This window comes from Haemophilus parainfluenzae, assembly GCF_014931375.1.
Lineage (GTDB): Bacteria > Pseudomonadota > Gammaproteobacteria > Enterobacterales > Pasteurellaceae > Haemophilus_D.
This window is the reverse complement of the sequence record NZ_CP063117.1, coordinates 1,728,329-1,749,675: the sequence shown is the minus strand read 5'-3', so window position 1 is coordinate 1,749,675 and position 21,347 is coordinate 1,728,329. Positions and strand designations below refer to the sequence as shown.

At 41.0% G+C, this 21,347-nt stretch carries 23 protein-coding genes and 5 pseudogenes; 24 read left to right on the top strand and 4 right to left on the bottom strand.

Annotation, left to right across the window (positions count from 1 at the left end; translation table 11 throughout):
• Positions 1-141 precede the first annotated feature (141 nt).
• Positions 142-1,095: a GlxA family transcriptional regulator gene (locus tag INP95_RS08465; protein ID WP_197560521.1), complete on the bottom strand. Its 954-nt coding sequence runs from the start codon at positions 1,093-1,095 to the stop codon at positions 142-144.
• Between the two features lie 142 nt (positions 1,096-1,237).
• Here INP95_RS08465 and INP95_RS08460 point away from each other — a divergent pair, with 142 nt between their 5' ends.
• The 11 genes and pseudogenes from INP95_RS08460 to INP95_RS08415 all read left to right on the top strand — a co-directional run bounded on the left by INP95_RS08460 (position 1,238) and on the right by INP95_RS08415 (position 8,250).
• Positions 1,238-2,110, top strand: a complete 873-nt coding sequence (locus tag INP95_RS08460) for an MBL fold metallo-hydrolase (protein ID WP_049371216.1) — start codon at positions 1,238-1,240, stop codon at positions 2,108-2,110.
• 332 nt (positions 2,111-2,442) lie between these two features.
• Positions 2,443-2,769 carry an IS3 family transposase gene (locus INP95_RS08455; protein WP_133253120.1) on the top strand — a complete coding sequence of 109 codons (327 nt, stop codon included), beginning with the start codon at positions 2,443-2,445 and terminating at the stop codon, positions 2,767-2,769.
• 393 nt (positions 2,770-3,162) lie between these two features.
• Positions 3,163-4,179 (top strand): YeiH family protein, encoded by a 1,017-nt coding sequence (locus INP95_RS08450; protein ID WP_065244871.1) that lies wholly within the window; start codon positions 3,163-3,165, stop codon positions 4,177-4,179.
• Between the two features lie 443 nt (positions 4,180-4,622).
• On the top strand, positions 4,623-4,883 hold the full coding sequence (locus INP95_RS08445; RefSeq protein ID WP_226385942.1) for a branched-chain amino acid transport AzlD family protein: 261 nt from the start codon (positions 4,623-4,625) through the stop codon (positions 4,881-4,883).
• Positions 4,884-5,010: 127 nt separating this feature from the next.
• A pseudogene (locus tag INP95_RS09975) lies at positions 5,011-5,163 on the top strand (RNA methyltransferase substrate-binding domain-containing protein); the annotation flags it as partial.
• A 12-nt stretch (positions 5,164-5,175) separates the two neighbouring features.
• Positions 5,176-5,358 (top strand): annotated as a pseudogene (locus INP95_RS09970) (carboxymuconolactone decarboxylase family protein); the annotation flags it as partial.
• A 125-nt stretch (positions 5,359-5,483) separates the two neighbouring features.
• Positions 5,484-6,014, top strand: a complete 531-nt coding sequence (locus tag INP95_RS08435; protein WP_048952635.1) for a DUF302 domain-containing protein — start codon at positions 5,484-5,486, stop codon at positions 6,012-6,014.
• A gap of 100 nt (positions 6,015-6,114) precedes the next feature.
• Complete coding sequence (locus tag INP95_RS09960) at positions 6,115-6,309, top strand: helix-turn-helix domain-containing protein (protein ID WP_197560519.1); 195 nt, start codon at positions 6,115-6,117, stop codon at positions 6,307-6,309.
• Between the two features lie 304 nt (positions 6,310-6,613).
• Positions 6,614-6,742: pseudogene (locus INP95_RS08425) on the top strand (ABC transporter permease); the annotation flags it as partial.
• Positions 6,742-7,434: an ATP-binding cassette domain-containing protein gene (locus INP95_RS08420; protein WP_197560518.1), complete on the top strand. Its 693-nt coding sequence runs from the start codon at positions 6,742-6,744 to the stop codon at positions 7,432-7,434. The pseudogene INP95_RS08425 and the gene INP95_RS08420, both read left to right, overlap by 1 nt.
• Before the next feature lie 201 nt (positions 7,435-7,635).
• A complete protein-coding gene (locus tag INP95_RS08415) occupies positions 7,636-8,250 on the top strand; it encodes a CadD family cadmium resistance transporter (RefSeq protein WP_003766668.1) in 615 nt (204 codons plus the stop codon).
• Positions 8,251-8,358: 108 nt separating this feature from the next.
• Here INP95_RS08415 and INP95_RS08410 read toward each other — a convergent pair whose 3' ends face one another.
• Positions 8,359-8,577 carry an OsmC family protein gene (locus INP95_RS08410; protein ID WP_118843686.1) on the bottom strand — a complete coding sequence of 73 codons (219 nt, stop codon included), beginning with the start codon at positions 8,575-8,577 and terminating at the stop codon, positions 8,359-8,361.
• 130 nt (positions 8,578-8,707) lie between these two features.
• Here INP95_RS08410 and INP95_RS08405 point away from each other — a divergent pair.
• The 11 genes and pseudogenes from INP95_RS08405 (at position 8,708) to lolE (ending at position 18,924) form a co-directional block, all read left to right on the top strand.
• Positions 8,708-9,571: pseudogene (locus INP95_RS08405) on the top strand (helix-turn-helix transcriptional regulator).
• A 181-nt stretch (positions 9,572-9,752) separates the two neighbouring features.
• Positions 9,753-10,289 carry an elongation factor P hydroxylase gene (locus tag INP95_RS08400; protein ID WP_197560517.1) on the top strand — a complete coding sequence of 179 codons (537 nt, stop codon included), beginning with the start codon at positions 9,753-9,755 and terminating at the stop codon, positions 10,287-10,289.
• Between the two features lie 202 nt (positions 10,290-10,491).
• Positions 10,492-11,008 (top strand): annotated as a pseudogene (locus tag INP95_RS08395) (tetratricopeptide repeat protein).
• A gap of 153 nt (positions 11,009-11,161) precedes the next feature.
• Positions 11,162-12,244, top strand: a complete 1,083-nt coding sequence (gene prfA / locus INP95_RS08390; RefSeq protein ID WP_197560515.1) for a peptide chain release factor 1 — start codon at positions 11,162-11,164, stop codon at positions 12,242-12,244.
• Positions 12,244-13,122 (top strand): peptide chain release factor N(5)-glutamine methyltransferase, encoded by an 879-nt coding sequence (gene prmC / locus INP95_RS08385; protein ID WP_197560514.1) that lies wholly within the window; start codon positions 12,244-12,246, stop codon positions 13,120-13,122. The genes prfA and prmC overlap by 1 nt, the downstream gene beginning before the upstream one ends.
• Complete coding sequence (locus INP95_RS08380; protein WP_197560513.1) at positions 13,122-13,925, top strand: SirB1 family protein; 804 nt, start codon at positions 13,122-13,124, stop codon at positions 13,923-13,925. Before prmC ends, INP95_RS08380 begins: the two co-directional genes overlap by 1 nt.
• 12 nt (positions 13,926-13,937) lie before the next feature.
• On the top strand, positions 13,938-14,792 hold the full coding sequence (gene kdsA, locus INP95_RS08375) for a 3-deoxy-8-phosphooctulonate synthase (RefSeq protein WP_065285372.1): 855 nt from the start codon (positions 13,938-13,940) through the stop codon (positions 14,790-14,792).
• Positions 14,793-14,858: 66 nt separating this feature from the next.
• A complete protein-coding gene (locus INP95_RS08370; RefSeq protein ID WP_197560512.1) occupies positions 14,859-15,806 on the top strand; it encodes a 2-hydroxyacid dehydrogenase in 948 nt (315 codons plus the stop codon).
• Positions 15,806-16,987, top strand: coding sequence for a lipoprotein-releasing ABC transporter permease subunit (locus INP95_RS08365; RefSeq protein WP_197560511.1), 1,182 nt, complete (start codon positions 15,806-15,808; stop codon positions 16,985-16,987). Before INP95_RS08370 ends, INP95_RS08365 begins: the two co-directional genes overlap by 1 nt.
• A gap of 3 nt (positions 16,988-16,990) precedes the next feature.
• A complete protein-coding gene (gene lolD / locus INP95_RS08360) occupies positions 16,991-17,674 on the top strand; it encodes a lipoprotein-releasing ABC transporter ATP-binding protein LolD (RefSeq protein WP_014065207.1) in 684 nt (227 codons plus the stop codon).
• Positions 17,674-18,924 carry a lipoprotein-releasing ABC transporter permease subunit LolE gene (lolE, locus tag INP95_RS08355; RefSeq protein WP_197560510.1) on the top strand — a complete coding sequence of 417 codons (1,251 nt, stop codon included), beginning with the start codon at positions 17,674-17,676 and terminating at the stop codon, positions 18,922-18,924. The genes lolD and lolE overlap by 1 nt, the downstream gene beginning before the upstream one ends.
• Before the next feature lie 59 nt (positions 18,925-18,983).
• Here the strand turns inward: lolE and INP95_RS08350 are convergent, their stop codons facing one another.
• Positions 18,984-19,394: a Z-ring associated ZapG family protein gene (locus tag INP95_RS08350; protein ID WP_197560509.1), complete on the bottom strand. Its 411-nt coding sequence runs from the start codon at positions 19,392-19,394 to the stop codon at positions 18,984-18,986.
• A 90-nt stretch (positions 19,395-19,484) separates the two neighbouring features.
• Complete coding sequence (locus INP95_RS08345) at positions 19,485-19,835, bottom strand: RidA family protein (RefSeq protein ID WP_049367496.1); 351 nt, start codon at positions 19,833-19,835, stop codon at positions 19,485-19,487.
• Between the two features lie 111 nt (positions 19,836-19,946).
• Here INP95_RS08345 and INP95_RS08340 point away from each other — a divergent pair, with 111 nt between their 5' ends.
• Positions 19,947-20,663: a YwiC-like family protein gene (locus tag INP95_RS08340; RefSeq protein ID WP_005695874.1), complete on the top strand. Its 717-nt coding sequence runs from the start codon at positions 19,947-19,949 to the stop codon at positions 20,661-20,663.
• Position 20,664: 1 nt separating this feature from the next.
• Positions 20,665-21,339, top strand: coding sequence for a tetratricopeptide repeat protein (locus tag INP95_RS08335; RefSeq protein WP_197560508.1), 675 nt, complete (start codon positions 20,665-20,667; stop codon positions 21,337-21,339).
• Positions 21,340-21,347: the final 8 nt, after the last annotated feature.

The following is a 21,347-nucleotide window of genomic DNA, read 5'->3' as shown; positions in this document are numbered from 1 at the left end:
TCACCTTTTTATTTCAAACGCTTATCAAACTTTTTGATAGGGAGAGGAATAGACTGAGTTTAGATCAAACAAGCGGTTTTAATTTTGAATTGAATTTGTAAAAACATCTAAAAATCTGACCGCACTTTAAAATAAAAAGATCTAAACATCCTCAATTTGAAACTGCTTACGCCAGCGATTAGGTGAAATCTTATGTTTTTTCAAGAAGTGCTGACGCAAGGCGGTATCGCTATGAAATCCACTTTGTTCTGCAATGTCAGTGATAGATAAATCTGTGCTTTCCAAAAGCTCTCTTGCTCGTTGTAGCCTTGCTTCAATTAACCATTGATTTAATGGCATTCCGGTTGCTTTGCGAAAATGTCGGGTGAAAGTGCTACGGCTCATTGACAAACGTTCGGCAAGGCTATCAGTCGAATGAAGTGCGGTCAGATTTTCATTTAAATAAGCAAGCAACGCATTGATATTATGATTAGGTGTCGAACGAGAAATAGGGCGTTCGATAAATTGTGCTTGTCCGCCTTCACGATGAGGAGGGATAACCAGTATTCGGGCAATATGATTGGCAATTTTCACACCATATAATTTACGGACAATAGAAAGACAACAATCCATGGAAGCTGCCGTTCCTGCTGAGGTAATCAGTCGATCTTGTTCCAAATAAATAGGATTTAAATCCCATTTCACCTGCGGAAAGCGACTAGTAAAATCACTATCTCCTAGCCAATGTGTGGTTGCTTTTTTGCCGTTAAGTAGACCACTGCACGCTAACACATAGGCACCATAACATAAACCCACTACTGTCGCACCACGTTGATATGCTTGCCGTAATGCTGTTAATAAAGCCTCAGACGGCATTACTTGAGTATTATGCCATCCAGTCATCACAACAATATCAGCATTCTCCAACCATTCTAAACCTCCATCTAAATGTATGTGAAATAGCGAGTTTGTCAGGTTGTCCGAATCGCTAACGATTTTACAGTCAAATAACGGCTTGCCGTTTAAATCCGACATAGAAAAAACGGAATATGCCATCGCAAAATGAATGGGCATCATTTGTTCATATACAATTAAAGCAACTGTGGGTTTATTCATTTTATTTCTCCTATTTTGATATGAGCATAGCACAAAATGACCTGATTATTATGTTTATTGATTTTTTGTCTATTTTTACGCAATTTTGTTCTCACTATAATATGTTTATTCATTCAATAACGTATATAGAAAGGGAAAAACAATGAACTTAAAAACCTTAATTAGCACTACAGCATTGGCTATTAGCGCAAATACTTTCGCTGTAGATCTTGCCTCTAAAAACACTGATAGCTACCAACATATCCGCAATGCTACTGGTCGCCTGAACTATGCAGGGAAAACTTTTTTAATTGACCCGATGCTTGCTGAAAAAGGACGTTATGCAGGCTTTGAAGGAACATTAAATAGCCATTTGCGTAATCCACTTGTGGAATTACCGATGAAAGCAGAAGATACTTTCAAAGATGTTGATGCCATTATTTTGACTCATACACATGAAGATCATTGGGATGAGGTTGCACAAAAAATTTTACCTAAATCCATCAAAATTTTTGTGCAACATGAACGGGATGGCGACTTACTCAAAGCGCAAGGTTTTACTAACATAACCAGTTTATCGCTAGAAAAACCGGTGGAGTTCGAAGGTATTATTTTAAATAAAACCGGCGGTTCTCACGGCACAACGGAAATGTACGCTGTGCCACAATTGGCTGAGATTTTAGATGAGGCGATGGGCGTAACATTCCAAGCGAAAGGTCATCCAACGGTGTACTTGGTTGGTGACACAGTTTGGACTGCCGAAGTAAACAAAGCCATTAATCGTTATAAACCAGATGTAATGATTATGAACACCGGTGATGCGCGTACCTTAGCTTTTCCGAATGACGGCATTATTATGGGGTTACAAGATGTTGCTCATGCTCGTAACATGCTACCAAATACAAAACTTATCACAGTGCACATGGATGCGGTAAACCATATGTCCGTTTACCGTAAGGATTTACGCCAATTTGTCCAAGCAAACAAGCTTGAAAATGTAGCAATTCCAGAAGATGGTGAAACAGTGAAGTTTTAAAAACAAGCGGTTGAGTTCTTAGGATAATTCACAAAAAACACCTAAAAATTTAACCGCACTTCGTTATATAAAAGCCGTCTGAATTTTCAGACGGCCTTTGATTATAGCCAGGCAAAGTCAGGCTATAAAAACCATACGCTATGCGTATGGAGACAAATAGCTTAAGCGATGAACAGAAAAAAATCCTCGCTATATAATGAACAAGGCTGACAACCAAAATTCAACATATAGGAGGATTATTTACCCCTCGTAGCGTGCATCTTGATGCACGACCGAATCACGCACGGAACGTTATTTAACCCTTTCGGGCATTCACGATTTCGTGCAACAAGTTGCACGCTACAATTCTTAAACCGACAGAATGCCCGATTATTCACAGCGACCAAGGTGTATTGTATGGCACGGCGGAATGGGTAAAGATGTTGGAGGGTAAAGCGGTGCAAAGTATGAGTCGCCGAGGAAATTGCTACGATAATGCGGTGATTGAAAGTTTTTTTGCGATACTAAAATCAGAGTGCTTTTACTCTCGGACTTATCATTCAATTGCTGAATTACAGGCTGAAATTGAAGAATATTTAGTGTATTACAACCAAAAACGAATTAAACTTGCTTTCAAAGGGTTGAGCCCGGTGCAATACCGAGCTCAATATTTAAGTTAACTAACCTGTCTAACTTTTGGGGGGCAGATCAAAGTGCGGTCAAAACCACGATTAATAATTTGATTGATTTCCTTTTGAACCCTATTAAACATTCAATATCCTAGCCATTTTTACTAATATGCCTTACAATTTGGCACATAATTTATTACAATGCATTTGTTATGTTACGTCTAAATCTGAGATTTTTATATTTTCTGCTCTGCATAAGCTAAAGTGTAGAATTACAGGCTGCGCCAAGTATTCCAACATTTTTAACTGAAAATGGCTTAACTTATTGCACCCACGCTTCAGGTTTTTCATTTAATCCACAAACTGATGTTACTCGTCGCTTAGTCGAAAGCTATTTTGGCAAAATTTTAGATGAAACCGCTTGACTCACTAAGGAAAGGAAAAATGAACACTCGTCCCTTTTATTTCGGACTTATATTTATTGCGATTATCGCTATACTTGCTAACTATTTAGGAAACACTGATTTTTCCCATCATTATCATATCAGTGCTTTAATTATTGCCATCTTGCTGGGAATGGCAATCGGCAATACCATTTATCCGCAATTTTCAACACAAGTGGAAAAAGGCGTGTTATTTGCGAAAGGCACGCTTCTTCGCACTGGCATTGTGTTGTATGGTTTCCGCCTCACTTTTGGCGATATTGCCGATGTAGGATTAAATGCTGTTGTCACTGATGCGATTATGCTAATTTCAACCTTCTTTTTTACCGCACTTTTAGGCATTCGTTATCTAAAAATGGATAAACAATTAGTTTATCTCACTGGGGCTGGATGTAGTATTTGTGGTGCGGCAGCGGTTATGGCGGCAGAGCCTGTTACCAAAGCAGAATCTCATAAAGTTTCAGTAGCGATTGCCGTAGTGGTCATTTTCGGGACGCTTGCTATTTTTACTTACCCCTTTTTCTACACTTGGTCACAACATTTAATTAATGCTCATCAATTCGGTATTTATGTTGGCTCTAGCGTGCATGAGGTGGCTCAAGTTTATGCGATTGGGGAAAATATTGATCCTATCGTGGCAAATACTGCCGTCATTTCCAAAATGATCCGAGTGATGATGCTCGCCCCATTTTTATTAATGCTTTCTTGGTTATTAACACGTAGTAATGGAGTATCAGAAAATACATCACACAAAATTACAATTCCTTGGTTTGCTGTACTTTTTATTGGTGTTGCGATTTTTAATTCTTTTGATTTATTACCAAAAGAACTTGTAAACTTATTAGTTGAAATCGATTCTTTCTTATTAATTTCAGCGATGGCTGCGCTCGGCTTAACTACACAAGCAAGCGCAATCAAGAAAGCAGGATTAAAACCTCTGATTTTAGGAATACTAATTTATTTATGGCTAGTGGTTGGTGGATTTTTAGTGAATTATGGAATATCAAAATTAATATAAAATTCACTTAAGATTGACCGCACTTTGATCTGCACCCCAAAACCTGGACCCCACGATAGCGCGCGTTTCCTAACGCGTGCCTGAAAATCAATTTCGTTTGATTCAGATTTTTACTATTTTCATGAATAACTTCAATTTGCTTATTTTTTAGATAGATAAAACTACGCGTCAGAAGGGGGGGCTATCTGGGGAGCCGTTGGTAAAGCCAACGTTCAGAATCCTTTTGATTTTATGACCGCACTTTTTTGTCATTAGAAGAAAATGAAGAACTTAAACAGGTAATCACTTTATCGCCAAATATCACTTTTCCGGTAAACTTTATTCGTGAGCTTGCCTCGGGATTTTGCTAACTCCGAAACCACAATAGATTGTAATGGCACAAGCGAGGACGCTTGCGCTATCAGGGGGAAAGAATGAAGGATTTGCTCTCTTGGTAGTCGTTCCTGCTGTTTGCCGGCATGCTGGCGGTAACGTATTCCACCCGCCTTATTGGTTTTTTCGCCTTGCGCAACCGTACCTTAAGCCGCCGCGCACAAATCGTGATGGAAGCTGCGCCGGGTTGCATGTTGATTTACGTCATCGCGCCTTATTTCGTGTCCAACAAACCGCACGAATTGATTGCCATTGCACTGACCGTGCTTGCCGCAAGCAGGTTTTCCATGTTGGTTACCGTGTTGATCGGCGTCGGCAGTTCTGGGCTGTAGGGGTATTTGATGCGGTAGTCGACTGCGTTTTCGTGATACCGGTTACACTTGTTTTCAGACGACCTTTCTCTTTCAGACGACCTTATCTTGTTATAATGTCGTCTGAAATTTTTTATAAAGCAAAATCATGGCAAACCAAAGACTCATCTACGGCTTCCACGCCGTCAACGCCCGCCTGTGGCAAAACCCGAAATCGATTACCGAACTCTACGTCCAAGAAGGCAAAAACGATGCCCGCACGCGCGACGTGTTGGATAAAGCGGCAAACGAAAACGTGCGCGTATACTTTGTCATCGCCGTCGCCATCACTACCCGTTGCGAAAGCTGCATCAGCGTACATGCCGCCGCAGCCGCCAAAGCGGGCGCGACTGAAAGCGAAATCGCCGGCGCGCTGGCAACCGCTATCGCCCTGAACGCAGGCGCAGCCTACACTTACGCCCTGCGCGCATTGGAAGCGGTTGATGCGCAGCGTTGATTTTGTCTCAAAGGGTCGTCTGAAAACCACTCCCGTTTCAGACGACCCTTTTGCTGACGGGCATTGCTTTTTGCCGCCGAACCGTTTAGATTGATGTCTTTATTCAACCGTTTGGAGAAACAACCATGAAAAAATTACTGACTGCTGCGCTGACTGCCGCCGCACTCGTCCTTCCTGCCGCCGTATCCTATGCCGCGCCCGCTGCTAAAGCCGCCAGCGCTTCACATAGCGGCGATGCCGCCCGACAAACCGATTCCCGACAAAGTTCAGCCATGAATCAAACCCATACCGCCGTCAGCAAATACAGCTTCGACGATACCGTCCGCCGTTTGGAAACCGCCGTTAAAGAAAAAGGCATGACCGTGTTCGCCGTCATCGACCACCAAGCCGCAGCGCGACAAAGTGGTTTGGACATGCAGCCCGCGAAAGTCATCGTTTTCGGCACGCCCAAAGCCGGCACACCGCTGATGCAAAAAGACCCCGCCTTCGCCCTGCAACTGCCGTTGCGCGTCCTCGTTACCGAAGCTGACGGCGCAGTCCAAGTCGTATTCAACGATACGCGCGCGCTGGTGTCGGGCAGCAAAATAGAGTTCGCCGAAGTGGAAAACACACTCGCCAATGCGGAAAAGCTCATCCGTAAAACGGTAACGGAATAAGGTTCGCCCAAATCCGAAGGTCGTCTGAAAACCTGAGCAAACCCTGAACTGCACCCCAAAAGTTGGACATCCCCTCCAACTCACAAGGTGCAGTTTTTTTATGAGCAAATATACATTACACTTCAAATACCAAGCCGTACTCCACTACCTGCATATACGCAGCCAACAGCGTACCGCAGATCATTACGGCATCTCCCGAACCCACCTGCGACGATGGATACGCGCCTATCAAGAAGGCGGCATCGGCGCACTCGAACATCCCCGCGATAGCGCGCGTTTCCTAACGCGTGCCTGAAAATCAATTTCGTTTGATTCAGATTTTTACTATTTTCATGAATAACTTCAATTTGCTTATTTTTTAGATAGATAAAACTACGCGTCAGAAGGAGGGGCTATCTGGGGAGCCGTTGGCAAAGCCAACGTTCAGAATCCTTTTGATTTTATAACCGCACTTTTTTGTCATTAGAAGAAAATTGAAGAACTTAAACAGGTAATCACTTTATCGCCAAATATCACTTTTCCGGTAAACTTTATTCGTGAGCTTGCCTCGGGATTTTGCTAACTCCGAAACCACAATAGATTGTAATGGCACAAGCGAGGACGCTTGCGCTATCAGGGGGACTTCGACGGTGATGGCTTATGTGGTGTTGGTTATCGTGTTTGTGTCACTGTTTGAATACCTGATTACCAAGCCTTTGGAAATTTTGTTTATGCCGTGGAGAAGGTGATGCTCTGTCTTGAAAACGTGCGTTTTGAAATTCTCCGTGACCCCATCGTGCACGATTTCAGTTTGAACCTGCAACATGGCGAAGTGAAAGCTTTGTTCGGGCCGAGCGGCTGTGGCAAGACGACGGTTTTGCGTTTGATTGCGGGCTTGGAAACGCCGAAATCGGGCACGATACGCAATACTTTCCGCAAAACGGGTTTTCTGTTTCAGGAAAACCGCCTGCCGGAAAACTTGACTGCGATGCAGAATATCGCTATTTTTATGGACAAACCCGATGAAGGCGAAATCATCGCGCTGGCGGCGAAAGTCGGGCTGACTGCGGGCGATTTGAACAAATATCCGACCGAATTGTCCGGCGGCATGGCGAAACGGGTAGCATTTTTGCGCCTACTGCTGTGCGGCTGCGACCTTGCCTTGCTGGACGAGCCGTTCGTCGGTTTGGACCGCGATTTGCGCGATATTTTGGTCGCCATGCTGGTGGAAAAAATCGAGCAGCAGGGCATGGCGTGTATGCTGGTAACGCACGACCGCTTCGAAGTCGCACGCCTGAGCCATGAAATCATGCTGCTTTCCACTAAGGGCATGAACGTGCAAAACGTGATTACCCTGCCTACGCCGCTGTCTGAACGCGATTGGGCTTTTGAAGAAGCCGTGGTGGCAAGAGAGTTTCAGGGGATTCATTATTATGAGTGATAGGAATTTAAATTTCTGACAAACCTTGCGGTTCGTTGCCCTCTCCCTAGCCCTCTCCCCGTGGGAGAGGGCTAGGGAGAGGGTAAGCAAGCCGCAGGCTTGCCTCTTTAGCGAAAGATACGAATCTGTTATCCGAACGCAATTCGGTTTTTGAAAAAGCCGTGGTGCCAAGGGGGCAGGGGATTCATTATGAGGTGCTTTATGTTTTCGACTGTGATTACTGCTGCTGTTTTATATATTGCTACAGCAGTAGATTTGTTGGTAATACTATTAATATTTTTTGCTAGAGCAAATACTAGAAAAGAATATCGAGATATTTATATCGGACAATATTTAGGTTCTGTAATTTTAATATTAGTTAGTTTATTTCTAGCTTTTGTTTTGAATTATGTTCCGGAAAAATGGGTGTTGGGTTTATTAGGTTTAATACCGATTTACTTAGGTATTAAAGTTGCTATTTACGACGATTGTGAGGGCGAAAAAAGAGCTAAAAAAGAATTGGATGAAAAAGGGTTGTCAAAATTAGTCGGTATTGTTGCTTTGGTTACAGTTGCTAGTTGTGGTGCAGATAATATTGGACTTTTTGTTCCTTACTTTGTGACTTTAGATCTTGTCGACTTATTAGTTACTCTTCTTGTATTTTTAATATTGATTTTTGTTTTAGTATATACAGCACAAAGATTGGCTAATATTTCAGGTGTTGGTGAAATTGTAGAGAAGTTTAGTCGTTGGATAATGGCTGTTATTTATATTGGTTTAGGGTTATTTATTATTATTGAAAATAATACAATTCAAACAATAATATCAATAATATGAATGATACGGGCATTTGAGTATCTGACAAACCTTCGGCTTGCTTCTTCAATACAAGATACAACCCTGTCCGCCCAATAAATCCATATCCGAAAGCATCTTCATGCAGAATTAAGCCAAACCATGAATAAGTTTTTCACCCACCCCATGCGGCCGTTTTTCGTCGGTGCGGCGGTGCTTGCCATACTCGGCGCGTTGGTGTTTTTCATCAGCTCCGGTGCCGTCATTTTGAAATGAAACCAAATCAAAGTCGATTGAACCATCGTCCACTTGGGTACGACCATCACGTCCGCCGGTTGCTGTTGCTGATGTTTTGTAGAAAATTTTCATAATGTTTTCCTCATTTAATGTTGGTTAATATGGTTTGGCGTACCGCCGTTAAAAGTGAGTTCATTATATTGAACGGCAATATGAAGTGTTATATGACTTATCCAAATTACTTGCCTATTCCTACAAAATAATGTTCTCAACTGAAACGATAGAACGCTTATTAAAAGTTATTCCACATAACGAAACCTATTCATCTCCAATTAAAGGCTTGGTGATTCGCCATGCCGATCAGCCGTTTTGCTACGAGGGTATTATTCAAGAACCGAGCATTTGCATCGTGTTAAGTGGGGAACGTGAAATACAACTAGGCGAACAATGCTACCGTTTTGACAATCAACACTTTATGTTCTGCCCTGTCAATGTGCCGATGCGCGGCGAAATTAAATATGCCGAGCCGAAAAAGCCGTTTTTAGTGATGTCGATGAAAATTGATATTGAGAGCGTTAGCAAGATTTTATTAGCAAATCCAAACCTTGCAGATGCTCTTCAACCGGGCGACGAAGATTTTGCACAATGGCATTTGGATGAATCTCTCAAAAATGCTGTTGAACGCTTATTATTCTTGCACGAAAATCCAAAAGATATTGGGTTTCTTGCACCGCTTATCCAACAAGAAATATATTATCGACTCCTTACAGGCGAACAAGGTGGCAAATTTAAAGCCATGGTAAGCAATGGATCTCACACCAAAAAAATCGCCCAAGCCACTTACTATCTGTAACAACATTTTAGTGAAACCATCACCGTGGAAACCTTGGCAAATTTAAGTGGTATGTCATTATCTGGCTTTCATAGCCATTTCAAGAAGATAACCAGCCTTTCACCGCTGCAATATCAAAAATCCTTACGTTTGGTGGAAGCCAGACGCCTAATTGCTCAAGAAGGAAGAGCTATAACCGAAACCGCTTACCAAGTCGGCTACGAGTCACCTAGCCAATTCAGCCGTGAATACAAACGGTATTTCGGGCATGCGCCCAAGGGGGATATTAAATAGATGGGGCTTAAAGATAGGTTTAAAAACACCTAAAAATTTGACCGCACTTTATGATGAAAAAAATCTGAAACGTTAATTTCAGACGTTTTTTATTTAACCAAGATTTTGTGAAAAACATTAAAAATGAGATAATTCTCAAACCTTTTAAGAGGCTTTATTGATAAAAATATTTGGAGAAAGCATGGAACACAAACTTGAGGATATCATTGCGATTTTTAATCAATGTTTTGAAGAAGAATATAATACGCGATTGGTTAAAGGTGGGGATGAGCCAATTTACATTCCTGCAAATGATGAGGTGCCTTATCACGCGATTTACTTTGCGAGAGGCTTTTACAGCAGTGCATTACATGAAATTGCCCATTGGTTAGTGGCAGGGAAAGAGCGCCGTAAATTAGAAGATTTTGGCTATTGGTATGAGCCGGATGGTCGTTCTGAAGAGCGTCAGCGTGATTTTGAAAAGGTGGAAGTGAAGCCTCAAGCATTGGAATGGATTTTAGCCACAGCGGCGGGATTCCGTTATTTTGCCAGCGCGGATAATTTGAATGGCAATCCAGGCGATACACAGCCTTTTAAACAAGCCGTATATGAACAAGTGAAAATCTATGCGGAAAAAGGTTTACCAAAACGAGCGGAAACGTTACGCAAGGCGTTAGTGGCATTTTATGGCACAGAAGATGAAATTAATTTGGTGAAGTTTGATGTCGCGCGTATTTAATAGCAGAAAGTGATCAAGATGGCTCACTTTTTTCAGTCTTAATACCCCCTAATTCTCCCCTAACTAAATAGTCTAATTTTTAATCATTTCACACCCAGTATACTGGGTGTTGTACTCTCTTTACAGAGAGTACAACAAAACATAATGCTAAACAAAAAATGTTTGGTTGTTTCAATCATTGATTAATAAATGGACGATTTCTATGCGATTCACAAAAACACTTTTTACCACCGCACTTTTCGGTGCTTCTGTATTTTCTCTTCAATCTACTGCTTGGGCAATAGAACAACAAAAAGACTTCAAAGCGATATTGGAAATTGTTCCCCCCTTGGCAGAGCAAGGTGATGCGAATGCTCAAGCTCTTTTGGGAAGGATGTATGAAGAGGGGGTTGGCGTAAAACAAGATAATGTTAAAGCGGTAAAATGGTATAGCCGAGCGGCGGAGCAAGGAATTGCAGAGGCCCAATTTAATTTGGGCAATATGTATGTTAGCGGACAAGGCGTAAAACAAGATGATGTTAAAGCGTTGAAATGGTTTCGCAAAGCCGCGGAGCAAGGATTTGCACCGGCCCAATTTAATTTGGGCGTGATGTACTATAATGGGCGAGGAGTTCAAGTAAATAAATCTTTAGCTAAAGAATGGCTTGGTAAGGCTTGTGATAATGGAGAACAAAAAGGATGTGAATATTACGGTAAGCTAAAATAGAGGGGAATTGTAATAATGAAAATTGGCAATTAAAAAGGAGAGACTCATAAATAGTGAGTAAGTCACCAACAAAGCGTCTGAGATTCTTAATCTCCTTCGCTGTCAATTTTCCTTAAAATCGGCTAGAATAGGCCGATTTTATTTTTGGCTTTAACTTTATAAAAATATGAAAGATTCTATTATTGCAAAACTTGAAAGTTTAAAAGAACGTTATGAAGAATTAGAGGCATTGCTAGGTGATGCGTCGGTGATTTCAGATCAGGATAAATTCCGTGCGTATTCTAAAGAATATGCACAACTTGAAGATGTGGTGAAATGTTTTAATCGTTGGAATCAGCTTAATTCTAACATTGCTGAGGCAGAATTGATGTTAGATGATCCTGAAATGAAAGAAATGGCAGAAATGGAAATTGAAGAATCCAAAGCCGAAATTGAAGAAGTGGAGCAACAACTTCAAATTCTTTTATTACCGAAAGATCCAAATGATGAATATAACTGCTATTTAGAAATTCGTGCGGGTACTGGTGGTGATGAAGCGGGTATCTTTGCCGGCGATTTATTCCGTATGTACAGCCGTTATGCAGAAAGTAAACGCTGGCGTGTTGAAATGCTCAGTGCAAATGAAAGCGAGCAGGGCGGTTATAAAGAAGTGATCGTTAAAGTAAGCGGTGATGGCGTGTATGGTCAGTTGAAATTTGAATCAGGCGGCCACCGCGTACAACGTGTACCAAAAACAGAAAGCCAAGGTCGTATTCATACCTCTGCTTGTACTGTTGCGGTAATGCCTGAATTACCAGAATCTGAAATGCCGGAAATCAATCCAGCAGATTTACGTATTGATACCTATCGTTCATCTGGTGCAGGTGGTCAGCACGTTAATACAACAGACTCTGCAGTACGTATTACTCACATTCCAACAGGTATTGTTGTGGAATGTCAGGATGAACGTTCACAACATAAAAACAAAGCTAAAGCGATGTCTGTATTGGCTTCACGTATTGTTCAAGCCGAGCAAGAGCGTCAAGCGGCAGAGCAAGCGGATACCCGCCGTAACTTATTAGGCTCAGGCGATCGTTCAGATAAAATTCGTACTTATAACTATCCACAAGGTCGTGTAACCGATCACCGTATCAACTTAACGCTCTATCGCTTAGATGAAGTGATGAACGGCAAAATTGACGAGCTTATTCAGCCGATTATCACTGAATATCAAGCGGATCAATTAGCAGCGTTATCTGAGAATAATTAATGACCTATCAACAATGGCTTGCCGATGCTGCGCAAGCCTTAAATCAGGTAAATCCAACAGAGAATGGCAAAGTGGATGCGTTAGTGCTATTGCAACACGCAACGGGAAAATCAAGAACGCAAATTTTAGCTTTCGATGAAACGGAAATTGATGAAAAAGTGCGGTTAAAATTGACCGCACTTTTAGATCGTCGTTTAAAAGGCGAACCTATCGCTTATATCCTCGGCGAAAAGGAATTCTGGTCCTTGCCTTTAAATGTGTCTGAAGGAACATTAATTCCTCGCCCCGATACCGAAATTCTCGTAGAAAAAGCATTACAAATTGCGTTAGAAAAACTGGAAGAAAATCCACCGCACTTTCGTATTTTAGATCTTGGTACAGGCACTGGCGCCATTGCGTTGGCGTTGGCTTCTGAGCTTTCTCCTATTTGTCAAAAAAAGCATATTCAATTGGATGTCATCGGTGTTGATTTAATGTCTGAAGTCGTCAAATTAGCGCAATCCAATGCAGAAAAAAATCAGCTCAATGTGCAATTTTTACAGAGTCGTTGGTTTGAAAATGTTGAAGGGCAGTTTGATATTATTGTGAGTAATCCGCCTTATATTAATGAAGCTGATGAACATCTTTTCCAAGGTGATGTGCGTTTTGAGCCTCGTTCGGCGTTGGTGGCGGGCGAAAACGGTTTAGCTGATTTACGTCATCTTATTGAGTATGCGCCAGGACATTTAAAAGATAACGGCTATTTATTGTTAGAGCACGGCTGGAAACAGGGCGAAGAAGTGCGGTCAATTTTCTGGCAAAATCATTGGCAAGGGGTTGCAACCATACGGGATTATGGCGACAATGAGCGCGTAACATTGGGATATTGGAAGCGGTAATGAAATACGATCAAAAAGCCTTATATGCTGAACTGACTCATTTTTATCTGAGCATTTGTGAGAAAGAGCAACTTGATGAGCCTCGTATAAGAGGGCTTGTTGGAAGCTTGGTGCGCAAAGCTCGCCAAGCTATTCCAGAAGAATGGGATGATAAAGCTAAAATTCATCAACTCTTGCAGTTATTTTATGGTGATTGGGGCTTTCATTGCGATTCGGATAATTATTTCTATGCTCGTAATTTATACCTTCCGTATATTTTAGAAGAACGTGAAGGAATGCCAGTGAGTCTTGGCGCCTTAATACTTTATTTGGCCGCAAGTTTAAAATTGCCGATTTATCCTGTGAATTTCCCGACCCAACTGATTTTACGTGCAGAAGTCGATGGTGAAGTGGCGTTTATTGATCCTTGGAGTGGAAAATACATTTCAGTGGATGAATTGAAAAAGCTCTATGAAGGCGCCTTTGGTTTTGGGGCTCAAATTCAACCTGAAGATTTAGCCCGAGCAGATATTCCGATGCTGACCGCACGTTTCCGTCAGCTCGCCAAGAATGCCTTAATTCGTGAAGAACAAAACAATTTGGCTTTTAATTATATCCAATTCTTGTTAGCGGGAAGAAAAGATCCTTACGATATTCGCGATCGTGGCTTAGTGTTGGCGCAAATGGGCGCTTATCCTTCAGCCATTGAGGATTTAGAATATTTTGTGGATCAATGTCCAAATGATCCCACTTCTTCTCTGTTAAAAACTCAACTTTTAGAACTGAAAGGCGAAGCATTGAAAGATGCCAATGCCATCCATTAAAAAGGAAATATTATGCAAAATAAAATTGTAAAAATTGGCAATATTGATGTCGCAAATGACAAACCCTTTGTGCTTTTCGGCGGGATGAACGTGCTTGAAAGTCGCGATATGGCGATGCAAGTTTGTGAAGCTTACGTGAAAGTGACTGAAAAGTTGGGCGTTCCTTATGTTTTTAAGGCATCTTTCGATAAAGCTAACCGTTCTTCAATTCATTCTTACCGTGGTCCAGGCATGGAAGAAGGTTTAAAAATTTTCCAAGAGATAAAAGAAACCTTTGGCGTGAAAGTAATTACCGATGTGCACGAAATTTATCAATGTCAGCCTGTTGCCGATGTGGTGGATGTGATTCAGTTACCGGCATTCTTAGCTCGTCAAACTGATTTAGTCGAAGCCATGGCAAAAACCGGTGCGGTAATTAACGTGAAAAAACCACAATTCTTAAGCCCAGGTCAAATGGGGAACATTGTAGATAAGTTTGAAGAATGTGGTAACGATAAAATTATCCTTTGTGATCGTGGTTCAAACTTCGGTTACGATAATTTAGTGGTGGACATGTTAGGCTTCGGCGTAATGAAAAAAGTGTCTAAAGGTAGCCCAATTATTTTTGACGTGACTCATTCATTACAATGTCGTGATCCGTTTGGTGCTGCTTCAGGTGGACGTCGTGAACAAGTGACCGAATTAGCGCGTTCTGGCTTAGCAATTGGCATTGCAGGCTTGTTCTTAGAAGCGCACCCAAATCCAAATCAAGCAAAATGTGATGGCCCTTCTGCATTGCCACTTTCAGCATTAGAAGGTTTTGTCTCACAGATGAAAGCCATTGATGATTTAGTGAAGTCTTTCCCTGAATTAGATACGTCTATCTAATGGAGAAGTGCGGTTGAAAACAGCGTTGTTTTTGACCGCACTTTTGTTCTGTAAAAGGTGATAACAATGAATATCGTATTTTTAGACAGCACGGCAATTCCAAAACATATTTCTATTCCTCGTCCAAGCTTTCCGCATAACTGGGTAGAGTATGAATATACTTCTGCGGAGCAAACCATTGAGCGAGCAAAAGACGCAGATATTATTATCACCAGTAAAGTGATTTTAAGCCGTGAGGTGTTGCAACAATTACCTAAATTAAAATTGATTGCTATCACTGCAACGGGCACCAATAACGTGGATTTAGACGCAGCAAAAGAATTGGGTGTGGCAGTTAAAAATGTGACAGGTTATTCTGCAACGACAGTACCTGAACATGTATTAGGCATGATTTTTGCGTTAAAACACAGCTTGGCTGGCTGGCAACGCGATCAAATCACCGGCAAATGGACTGAGAGTAAACAGTTCTGCTACTTTGATTATCCCATTACAGATGTTAAAGGTTCAACGTTAGGTGTGTTTGGAAAAGGCTGTTTAGGTACAGAAGTAGGGCGTTTAGGTGAGCTTTTAGGCATGAAAGTCCTTTATGCTGAACATCGAAATGCCACAACGTGCCGTGAAGGTTACACGCCTTTTGAAGAGGTGCTAAAACAAGCCGATATTCTCACATTACATTGTGCATTGACCGAAACAACCAAAAATTTAATCAATCAAGAAACCTTGTCACTTTGTAAGAAGGGAGTGTATTTAATCAATACTGGTCGTGGTCCATTGATTGACGAGCAAGCAGTTTGTGACGCATTACAGTCAGGACAATTAGGTGGCGCCGCATTAGATGTGTTAGTGAAAGAACCACCAGAGAAAAACAATCCACTGATTGAATTAGCGAAAACGATGCCGAATTTAATTATCACACCTCATATTGCTTGGGCGAGTGATAGCGCGGTAACCACGCTAACGAAAAAAGTGACGCAAAATATCGAAGATTTCGTTCAACAATTAAATCAAAAATAATGAATTTACCTATTTCTTTATATGTCGCTCTGCGATATTGGCGTGCAAAAAGCGCCGATCGTTTTGGGCGACTTGTTGCTAATTTGGCAAGCTTTGGCATCGTACTGGGTGTGATGGCATTGATTATTGTGCTTTCTGTCATGAATGGATTAGAAGGCTATCAAAAACAACAGGTGCTTTCGACAATTCCGCACGCAATTGTTAGCCAAGAAGCGCCTATTTCGGCAGAAAAAAAGCTTGAAAATACACCGCACTTTGTGCAAAAAGCGGTGCCAATTAATACGACAAATGTTGTGTTTCAAACAGCAAAAGGCGTGAGTGCCGGACAAGTAATTGGTATTCAGTCTTTTTCAGATGATCCTTTACTGGAAGGTTTCGATCCTAGCCAGTTTAATCAACTTTTACCGCAAGGTGAGTTTAAGTTGATCATTGGTGATAATCTGGCTCAAAAATTAGGTTTAGCAGTGGGCGATAAAGTTCGCTTAATGATTACGGAAAACAGCCAATACACCCCATTTGGTCGCGTGCCGGTTCAGCGTTTATTTACGGTGAGTGAGATTTACTATGATTATGGTGAAGCATCAGGTTATGAAGTTTTTGCTAATTTAGCCGATATTGGTCGTCTAATGCGTATTCAACCAGGTGAGGCGCAAGGCTATCGTTTATTCCTAGATGATCCTTTCCAAATCACAGAATTACCAACCTATTTCAAAGAGAGTCATATCAGCGATTGGCGTGTCCAAAAAGGGGAGTTTTTCCAAGCGGTTCGTATGGAAAAAAATATGATGGGCTTGTTGATTAGCTTAATTATCGTTGTGGCGATTTCAAATATCGTCACCTCATTAAGTTTAATGGTGGTGGATAAACAAGGGGAAATTGCTATTTTGCAAACGCAAGGTGTCACTAAATCCCAAGTACGTTCGATCTTTATTTATCAAGGTTTACTGGTGGGACTAGTGGGCACCTTGATTGGTACTGTACTGGGCGTATTAATCACCTTGAACCTTGGGGCAATTTTAAGTGCGGTCAATCCGAACGGTGTTTTCTTGCCGACATCTATTGAGCTTGTGCAAGTCATTATTGTGATTGCCTTTTCTTTACTGTTATCTTTATTATCAACCATTTATCCAGCTTATCGCGCGGCAAAAACAGAGCCGGCGGAAGCATTACGTTATGAGTAAAATATGAATAACTACTTATTAGAATGCCAAAATATTAATAAATTTTACCAAGAAGGCGAGAACCAAACCCAAGTATTAAAAGGCGTAAGCTTTGCCATGAAACCACAAGAATTAGTGGCGATTGTGGGGAGTTCTGGTTCAGGAAAAAGTACTTTATTACACACTTTGGGTGGTTTAGATCAGCCAAGTAGTGGGGAAGTCTTTATTAAAGGGCAATCTTTGCAAAAAGCGTCTGAAAGTGAATTGGCCAAATTACGCAACCAAAATCTAGGTTTTGTGTATCAATTTCACCATTTAATGGCAGATTTTACCGCATTAGAAAATGTGATGATGCCGATGTTAATTGGTCGCCAGAATAAAACAGAAGCAAAAGATCGTGCTGAAAAAATATTGGGCGCAGTAGGCTTAAGTCATCGCATTACTCATCGTCCATCTGCACTTTCTGGCGGTGAACGTCAACGTGTGGCAATTGCTCGTGCATTAGTGAATAATCCCGCTCTCGTCTTGGCCGATGAACCAACGGGTAACTTAGATCATAAAACTACAGAAAGTATTTTTGAATTAATTCAAACCTTGAATGCGGAACAAAACATTGCGTTTTTATTGGTGACACATGATATGTCATTAGCGCAAAAACTGTCTCGTTGTTTAACCATGCAAGATGGTATTTTGAAGGAAGGTGCATAATGAATACGCCTTTTTTCATTAGTTGGCGTTATCAACGGGGTAAGCAAAAGAATCCGTTGGTGGCGTTAATTTCAAAATTCTCTGCTATCGGTATCGCCCTTGGCGTGGCAGTATTGATTGTGGGATTAAGTGCGATGAATGGTTTTGAGCGTGAATTGAATTCACGTATTTTGGCTGTGGTGCCACATACGGAAATCACCGTTAATCCACATGCCAATGAAGCCACATTGAACCATTGGCGGAACCTAGCGGAACGTCTAAAAACAAACAAAAAAATTACCGCACTTTCGCCTTTTGTGAGTTTTACTGCCTTAGTCGAAAATGGCAATAAACTTAAAGTTGTGCAAGTGAAAGGGGTAGATAAACAAGCTGAAGATCAAGTGAGTTCTCTTGGTAAGTTTGTGGAAGGGGATGGCTGGCAAAAATTCGCAGAAGAAGGCGGATTGGTGTTGGGCTCTGGTATTGCCAAAGCGTTAGATGTTAAAGCTGGCGATTGGGTGTCATTATTAATCTCTCAACCAAATGGCGAAGATCAAATGGCTCAACCTAATCGTGAGCGTGTTCAAGTGACTGCTATTTTACGTTTAGATGGTCAGCTAGACCACAGTTATGCCTTACTGGCATTACCTCAAGCACAAGAATTAATGGGGTATCGCGAAGATCAAATCACCGGTGTTGAATTGAAAGTGGATGATCCATTCAAAGTACAAGAAATGGATTATTCGATGCTGAATGATTATCCGCAACTGCTTTATATTCAAAACTGGGTGGCAAAATTTGGCTATATGTATCGAGATATTCAGCTTATCCGTACCGTGATGTATATCGCGATGGTGCTTGTAATTGGGGTAGCATGTTTTAATATCGTTTCAACCTTAATTATGGCGGTAAAAGATAAGCAAGGTGATATTGCAATTATGCGAACCCTTGGCGCAAATAATGGTTTTATTAAACAAATCTTTATTTGGTATGGTTTACTTGCAGGGATGAAAGGGTGTCTAATTGGTATCGTATTAGGTGTTGTACTCGCACTGAATCTCACGCCGATTATTCAAGGCATCGAGAGATTACTCGGTAAAAAATTGTTATCAGATGGTATCTATTTCGTTGATTTCTTACCAAGTGAATTACATTGGTTCGATGTTGTATTGGTTCTCGTGGCGGCATTGGTATTGAGTTTACTTGCCAGTCTTTATCCAGCTAGTCGAGCCGCGAAGTTACAACCGGCTCAAGTATTGAGTAATCACTAATAAAAAATCAGGGATTAAGTATTTAATCCCTGATTTTTTTATTATTCAACCGTTAATTATTATTGGTTTTCTTTATCTGTTTTTAATAAGCCAGATGAACCTTCGGAATAATCACGTGGAGGCTCTTCAGATTTACTTTCTGATGAGGCAGTCACTAGCTGTTGAGTAAATAAACCTTTATTGGCAGGTTTGTTACCGAGTAAAACTTCAGAGGAAACCGCGTAATGACGATACAGTTTTTGATAATCCCCAATTAAGGTTTTAAATAACTCGGCACTTTCCGCGAAATGTTTTTCAAGTTGTGCTTGTTGATCGCTTAACTGTGTTTTCACTTCTTTTAGCTCAGCTTCTGTCTGAACTTGTTTTTTAACTGAGCCTTTCGTTAAACGTAATAATAAATAGCCTAAGATTACGCCAACCACAAGCCCAATCACAGCGGCTTGCCACATTTCTGGTGTCCATGATTGCATACATTACTCCTTCTTTTGAATTCAATGTTTAGTTTAAAGGAAAAGTGAAAAACTTTCTTTGCGGTTGATCACATTTTGAAAAAGCATTGTTTACACAGCTGCAATAATTACGATCTCAACTTTCCAATCAGGATCTGCAAGTTTCGCTTCTACCGTTGCTCGGCTTGGTGGGTTTTGGCTATCTACCCATTCATCCCATGCTTGGTTGAGTTGAGCATAATCCGCCATATCAGCAAGGAAGATTTGCGAGGTAAGGATTTTACTTTTTTCAGAACCAATTTCTGCCAATAATTTATCGATCAGTGAAAGGACTTCTTTGGTTTGTTCGTAAGCATTTTGCTTAACGGTTTTTTCCGGTACTTGGCCTGCAAAATAGGCAGTATTGTTATGAATGACCACTTCAGAAAAGCGTTTGCTTGGTTGAATGCGTTGAATCGACATAATGGCTCCTTTTTGATGAAGATAATTCCATTCTAAAGGTGGTTTTAGACTTTGTAAATCAAGAAATTGTGAGATAAAATAATTGAGAATTTTTATCAACTAAAGGAAACTATGAAACTCCTGATTTCGAATCAATATGGCGCCATTGTGATGGCATTATTGCCTTTTGTTTACGGTATGTTATTAGCTTCACCTGTTTGGGCGCATTTCTTTTTGCTGTTAGCTTGGTTCACCATGTATTTGCTGAGTTATCCAATGCTGAGTCTCTTTAAAGGCAAAAATATGGCGGAATATAAAAAGTGGACAATCATCTATGGTGTCGCAGCTTTTTTATTTGCGCTTCCTGCCATTTTTTATAACTGGCAAATTCTTTTCTTTATTGCAGCCATGTTTCCTTTTGTATTGGTGAGTATCTATTACACCAAGAAAAAAGATGAACGTAATCTTCTCAATGATTTAGCGGGTATTGCGATTTTTGCCCTTGCAGGTATGGGATCCTATTATTTTTCTGACCGCACTTTTGACGAAAAAATCTGGTGGGTGGCGCTGTATCCAAGTCTCTTTTTTATAGGCACGACGCTTTATGTCAAATCAATGATGCGTGAACGTAAAAATCCGCTTTATCTCAAAGCCTCTATTATTTTCCACGTGCTTTGTGTACTCGGTTGCTTGTTTACCCAACAATATGTCTTATCACTTGCTTTTGTGCCGGCGTTAATTCGTGCCATTTATTTACCAACCAAGAAACTTTCGGTTAAGCAAGTCGGTCTAATAGAATTCGGAACATCCGCCATTTTTTTGATTATTTTATTGATAGCGACATTATAAGATGAAGACATTAGCCAAACTTTTACTCCTCACCATGCTCACCTTAAGCAGTTCAGCATTTGCGATGAAAACCATTGATTTGGTCGATAAAGCGCAAATGACGGAGCAGCAAAAAATGGATCTGGCACAAAAACTGGCTGAGAAACAAGATTGGAAAGCCGTTTTTGAAATTATGTATCCTTTAGCTTTGGAAGGTAATTTACAAGCTCAAAGCAATTTAGGGATGCTTTATAATTTAGGCCGCGGAGTGGATGAAAATAAAGAGTTGGCTTATTGGTGGTTTAGCGAAGCTGCTGAGCAAGGCAGTATTAAAGCTATCAATAATTTGGCGGTCATGTATTTCAACGGCAACAACTATGTAAAACAAGATACCGCTCAAGCGATTAAATTATTTGAAACAAGTGCGACAAAAGATCCTGATGCCATGCTTACATTAGGGGAAATTTATACCAATCAGAAAGAATTTACCAAAGCCTTTGAATGGTTCCAAAAAGCGGCGAATGCGGGCAGCAATGAGGGGCGATTCCGTTTGGCTCGTTTGTATGAAGAAGGGATTGGGACACAAGTCAATATTGGTTTGGCCAAATTGCTTTATTTGGAAATTATGAATACGGCGAAAAAGGATGAAATCAAAGAAATCGCCAGACAGCGATTACAACGTTTAAGCTTGTATTAAGAAAAAGT

Coding starts and splice junctions, on each gene's coding strand:
- INP95_RS08465 (WP_197560521.1), bottom strand. CDS start 1,095: ATGAATAAACCCACAGTTGCTTTAATTGTATATGAACAAATGATGCCC.
- INP95_RS08460 (WP_049371216.1), top strand. CDS start 1,238: ATGAACTTAAAAACCTTAATTAGCACTACAGCATTGGCTATTAGCGCA.
- INP95_RS08450 (WP_065244871.1), top strand. CDS start 3,163: ATGAACACTCGTCCCTTTTATTTCGGACTTATATTTATTGCGATTATC.
- INP95_RS08435 (WP_048952635.1), top strand. CDS start 5,484: ATGAAAAAATTACTGACTGCTGCGCTGACTGCCGCCGCACTCGTCCTT.
- INP95_RS09960 (WP_197560519.1), top strand. CDS start 6,115: ATGAGCAAATATACATTACACTTCAAATACCAAGCCGTACTCCACTAC.
- INP95_RS08420 (WP_197560518.1), top strand. CDS start 6,742: ATGCTCTGTCTTGAAAACGTGCGTTTTGAAATTCTCCGTGACCCCATC.
- INP95_RS08415 (WP_003766668.1), top strand. CDS start 7,636: ATGTTTTCGACTGTGATTACTGCTGCTGTTTTATATATTGCTACAGCA.
- INP95_RS08410 (WP_118843686.1), bottom strand. CDS start 8,577: ATGAAAATTTTCTACAAAACATCAGCAACAGCAACCGGCGGACGTGAT.
- INP95_RS08400 (WP_197560517.1), top strand. CDS start 9,753: ATGGAACACAAACTTGAGGATATCATTGCGATTTTTAATCAATGTTTT.
- prfA (WP_197560515.1), top strand. CDS start 11,162: ATGAAAGATTCTATTATTGCAAAACTTGAAAGTTTAAAAGAACGTTAT.
- prmC (WP_197560514.1), top strand. CDS start 12,244: ATGACCTATCAACAATGGCTTGCCGATGCTGCGCAAGCCTTAAATCAG.
- INP95_RS08380 (WP_197560513.1), top strand. CDS start 13,122: ATGAAATACGATCAAAAAGCCTTATATGCTGAACTGACTCATTTTTAT.
- kdsA (WP_065285372.1), top strand. CDS start 13,938: ATGCAAAATAAAATTGTAAAAATTGGCAATATTGATGTCGCAAATGAC.
- INP95_RS08370 (WP_197560512.1), top strand. CDS start 14,859: ATGAATATCGTATTTTTAGACAGCACGGCAATTCCAAAACATATTTCT.
- INP95_RS08365 (WP_197560511.1), top strand. CDS start 15,806: ATGAATTTACCTATTTCTTTATATGTCGCTCTGCGATATTGGCGTGCA.
- lolD (WP_014065207.1), top strand. CDS start 16,991: ATGAATAACTACTTATTAGAATGCCAAAATATTAATAAATTTTACCAA.
- lolE (WP_197560510.1), top strand. CDS start 17,674: ATGAATACGCCTTTTTTCATTAGTTGGCGTTATCAACGGGGTAAGCAA.
- INP95_RS08350 (WP_197560509.1), bottom strand. CDS start 19,394: ATGCAATCATGGACACCAGAAATGTGGCAAGCCGCTGTGATTGGGCTT.
- INP95_RS08345 (WP_049367496.1), bottom strand. CDS start 19,835: ATGTCGATTCAACGCATTCAACCAAGCAAACGCTTTTCTGAAGTGGTC.
- INP95_RS08340 (WP_005695874.1), top strand. CDS start 19,947: ATGAAACTCCTGATTTCGAATCAATATGGCGCCATTGTGATGGCATTA.
- INP95_RS08335 (WP_197560508.1), top strand. CDS start 20,665: ATGAAGACATTAGCCAAACTTTTACTCCTCACCATGCTCACCTTAAGC.